This window comes from Xanthomonas sp. SHU 308, from assembly GCF_000364645.1.
Classification (GTDB): domain Bacteria; phylum Pseudomonadota; class Gammaproteobacteria; order Xanthomonadales; family Xanthomonadaceae; genus Xanthomonas_A; species Xanthomonas_A sontii.
Genome location: NZ_AQOK01000127.1, coordinates 1 through 2,310, shown reverse-complemented (window position 1 = coordinate 2,310; position 2,310 = coordinate 1). Strand labels below are relative to the sequence as shown.

The 2,310-nt window shown below is 58.2% G+C and carries 3 protein-coding genes; 1 reads left to right on the top strand and 2 read right to left on the bottom strand.

Annotated elements, in window-relative coordinates; all coding sequences use genetic code 11:
* Positions 1 to 235: 235 nt before the first annotated feature.
* The gene (locus D588_RS26415) at positions 236 to 511 is read right to left on the bottom strand and encodes a YrhB domain-containing protein (protein ID WP_081613484.1); all 276 of its coding nucleotides are present in this window, start codon (positions 509 to 511) and stop codon (positions 236 to 238) included.
* A gap of 412 nt (positions 512 to 923) precedes the next feature.
* Between D588_RS26415 and D588_RS0105595 the strand changes: the two genes are divergently transcribed.
* Positions 924 to 2,056 (top strand): IS3 family transposase gene (locus D588_RS0105595; RefSeq protein ID WP_087963660.1). Its coding sequence is split into 2 segments (ribosomal slippage): positions 924 to 1,179 and positions 1,179 to 2,056, totalling 1,134 coding nucleotides; the frame shifts between segments, so codons are not numbered across the junction.
* On the opposite strand, the gene D588_RS24095 is transcribed toward D588_RS0105595, so the two are convergent.
* Positions 2,034 to 2,310 (bottom strand): hypothetical protein (locus tag D588_RS24095; RefSeq protein WP_043083577.1); only part of this gene is annotated, 277 nt, incomplete at its 5' end. The genes D588_RS0105595 and D588_RS24095 overlap by 23 nt on opposite strands.

Below are 2,310 nucleotides of genomic sequence, written 5' to 3'. Positions count from 1 at the left end.
CCCATCGGCAGCACGATGTTGCCCAGCGGCGCGCCGACCCCGCCAACCACTTGCGGCACCTGGCCGGTGCCAGGATCGATCTGCTGGTACTGGGTGGGCACGCTGCCGGCGGTCAGCACCGCCTGTACGCCGCTCTGAACATGAGATGCAGATGCCGCGCTTCAAATCACATGTTGCGCTTGCAAATTGAAACCGCCCGCCCCACCAGATCCTTTTGCACCGACTATTTATCTTGCTACTTACCTCTCTTCCTCAAAGAGTATTCTTCAACATACTCCTTTGGCGGAAATGCCGTACCAAAAACGTGCAATTCGCCGGTGTCCTTATCAATCAAAATAGGACCATTTCCAACGAGATGGAAAGAGAAATCACCCGTTTCAACATATTCTTTAGAATCGAAGCAAAACAACCACCCCTCAGGAAACTCTTCAGAGTGAGTTATCACCAACTGCGCTGAGGACTTACTCAGGTGACCAACGACCACCTTCAAAGCCTCCTCAAAATCTATCATTAATTTTTCCTCAAAAATTTAAACGACTTGAATTTATCAAGGTCAGCCGCCTTCCCTGTTTGCCCATCCAAAAATCTAATGACCCCCATTTTGGTTTACAACATTAAACACATTCCCAGGCTGACCAGGACCATATGAGCCGTATACAATTCCACGCGCACCAGCGCCTATGTCAATCATCTTCTGATAGATACTTTCAGCAGATGGGACCGACAAAAATTTTGTGCCGAACTGCTTTTCCAATACTGTGATTGAGACACCATCTGTTGAATTTATCGGAAGCGCTGAAGCTGGATTTCCTGCCAAGGTTGCATCAGTTGCAATTGCACAGTTTACGCAGTTATGAGCCTGACCTGCCCCCGCTGAGCCGTACCACGTGAAGCTGTAAAGTCCGTCAACTATGAGGACGGACATGAAGAAGAGTCGTTTCACCACCGAGCAGATCATCGGGTTCATCAAGCAGGCGGATGCCGGGATGGCGGTGGCTGAGCTGTGCCGCCAGCACGGCTTCAGCCCGGCCAGCTTTTACCAGTGGCGGGCCAAGTACGGCGGCATGGAGGCCGAAGACGCGAAGCGCCTGAAGGAGCTGGAGCAGGAGAACAACCGCCTGAAGCGGTTGCTGGCCGAGGCGCACCTGGACATTGAGGCGCTGAAGGTCGGGTTCGGGGTAAAACGCTAGCCCCGCAACGCAAGCGCGAGGCAATCCGGCGCATGTGCGAGCTGACGTCGATCAGCGAGCGCCGGGCTTGTCGCCTTGCGGGGATCTCCCGCGATGCTTTCCGCCACGCGCCGAGGCCCACGCCGGCGACGCAAACCCTGTCGGCCAGGCTGGTCGAACTGGCGCAGGCGCGTCGCCGCTTCGGCTATCGCCGCCTGCACGACCTGCTGCGCCCGGAGTTTCCGCAGGTGAACCACAAGAGGATCTACCGTCTGTACCGCGAGGCGAAGCTGAGCGTGCGCCGTCGCAAGAAGGCCAAGTTCCCGGCGGCACAGCGGCAGCAGCTACGGCCAGCGCGGCATCCCAACGAGGTAATCAGCATGGACTTCGTCTTCGACCAGTTGGCCAGTGGCCGCCGCATCAAGTGCCTGACCGTCGCCGACGACTTCACCCATGAATGCGTTGACATCGCGGTGGACCATGGCATCAGCGGGGCCTACGTGGTGCGTGTGCTGGAGCAGATCGCCTGCTTCCGAGGCTATCCCCGCGCGGTGCGCACGGACAACGGCCCGGAGTTCACCAGCCGCGCCTTCATCGCTTGGGCACAGCAGCATGGCATCGAACACATCCTGATCGAACCCGGCAAACCCATGCAGAACGGCTACATCGAGAGCTTCAACGGCAAGTTCCGCGATGAATGCCTCAATGAACACTGGTTCACGTCGCTGATGCAGGCTCGCGAGGTCATCGCCGATTGGCGGCGCGACTTCAACGAGGTACGTCCGCACAGCAGCTGTGGTCGCATCCCGCCAGCGCAGTTTGCCTCCAACCACCGAGCACAAACCGGCGACAACGCAGTACCCTTCAACCCCGGGCTTTATCAGTAATCACTGGTATGGCCGATGGGGGCAGGTCACGGTCTGCCATCAGGTCGCCGCCGGCCTTCACCGGCGCCTGGCGGATGATTAGATCGTTGCCGGCGGCCAGTTGCAGATTGCCGCCGACCGTCAGACTCGATGTATCGCCGCCGCGCATCAAGCCGGATTCGTCACGCAGCGCTGTGGGTTGCAGCAACAGGTTGTTATCTGCTTGCAACGCGGCATTGTTGCCGGCCTGCACGGTGGTGCCGGTGAGGCTGAGG

What these genes read in the sequence shown, in the direction of transcription:
- D588_RS26415 (WP_081613484.1), bottom strand. Translation starts at nt 511, where the DNA reads ATGATAGATTTTGAGGAGGCTTTGAAGGTGGTCGTTGGTCACCTGAGT.